This window comes from Xenorhabdus budapestensis (assembly GCF_002632465.1).
In the GTDB taxonomy this organism is placed as follows: domain Bacteria; phylum Pseudomonadota; class Gammaproteobacteria; order Enterobacterales; family Enterobacteriaceae; genus Xenorhabdus; species Xenorhabdus budapestensis.
Window position 1 is genome coordinate 1 of record NZ_NIBS01000082.1, and the last position, 1,710, is coordinate 1,710.

Consider the following 1,710-nt stretch of genomic DNA (forward strand, 5'->3'; position numbering starts at 1 on the left):
TAAAGGGGTCTGGAATGCCGCGGCGCTGGGTGCCTCCAAGGCGCTGATCCTGTGTGAATCCCTGATTGATGCGATGTCGTTCTGGGTGACCGGACACCGAAATGTCACGGCGGCCTATGGTGTGCATGGTGTCACCGCTGATCACTGGCAGGTCTTTGAACAGCACAACATTAAGCAGGTGCTGATCGCCTTTGATAATGATACCGCGGGTAATGATGCGGCGGTGAAACTGGCGGCAGTGCTGGTTGCCAAAGGCATCATACCCTTACGTGTGGTGTTCCCGCCGGGCATGGATGCGAATAGCTATCTGTGTCAGGTTGCAGAGCCAGAAACCGCCTTTGCCCTGCTGATTGAGAGTGCCGTGCCGATGCAGGATGCCGCGGATATGGTGGCACTTGAGCGCCAGACACCTGAGCCGGACACAGCGCCAGAACCCGCTTCCTCTTTAGCGGCTGAACCCGCGCCCAGCGTGACGCCGAATGTGGTCTGTGAGTCCGGTGATCATGGCGAGCTGCTCGTGTCAGTCGGCACACTGCAATGGTGTCTGCGGGGGCTGGGCACGGTGAAAACGGGATCGGTTACCATGAAAATCAATGCGCAGGTGCTGGATACGCAAAGCGGCGTGCTGTTCGCTGACGGGGTTGATCTGATGAGTGCCCGCAGCCGCAACAGTTATGCCCGGCTGGCCGCCACTGAGCTGGGGCTGGGAGAAGCGGCGCTGCGGCGTTCGCTGGGGCAGGTGTTACTGGCGGTCGAACAGGGGCAACAGCGGGCGGCATCGGGCACGGAACCCAATGCACCGGAGATGGGGATCGCAGAACGGGAAGCGGCACTGGCCTTGCTGCAAGATCCCTATCTGACTGCCCGTATTACCGCTGACTTAGCCGCCTGTGGTGTGGTCGGCGAATCGACCAACCTGCTTGCGGGCTATCTGGCAGCAGTGAGCCGGAAGTTACCCAAACCGTTAGCCGTCCTGATCCAGAGCAGCAGTGCAGCGGGAAAATCGTCATTGATGGAGGCGGTACTGAACCTGATCCCGCCAGAAGAGCGCGTGCAGTACAGCGCCATGACCGGCCAGAGCCTGTTCTATCTGGGGGAAACCAATCTCCAGCACAAGATTTTAGCGATAGCGGAAGAAGAAGGTGTAAGGCAGGCGGCTTATGCGTTGAAGTTGTTACAAAGTGACGGTGAGTTAACGATGGCGAGCACGGGCAAGGATGAAACGAGCGGGAATCTGGTCACCAAAAGCTACACCGTCAAAGGCCCGGTGATGCTGATGTTAACCACCACCGCCATTGATGTGGATGAAGAATTACTGAACCGTTGTCTGGTGCTGACCGTCAACGAATCCCGCGAACAGACCGAAGCTATCCATGCGGTGCAGCGCCAGAAGCAAACCCTCGAAGGCCTGTTGGCTGAGAACGAGCGGGACTATCTGACACAGCTTCACCAGAACGCCCAGCGGTTGTTGCGCCCGCTGAATGTGGTGAACCCCTATGCCAGCCAGTTAACGTTCATGAGCGATAAGACCCGTACCCGCCGTGATCACATGAAATATCTCACCTTGATCCAGAGTATCGCCCTGTTACACCAGTATCAGCGGGAGATCAAGACCGCTGAGCATCGTGGCAAGCGGCTTGAATATATCGAAGTCAGCAAAGACGATATCCGGCTCGCCAATCAGTTGGCACACGAGATATTAGGGCGGAC

At 57.7% G+C, this 1,710-nt stretch carries 1 protein-coding gene; it reads left to right on the top strand.

Annotation, left to right across the window (positions count from 1 at the left end; genetic code table 11):
* A partial coding sequence (locus Xbud_RS18890) for a toprim domain-containing protein (RefSeq protein WP_145956682.1) occupies positions 1-1,710 on the top strand: 1,710 nt, incomplete at both ends.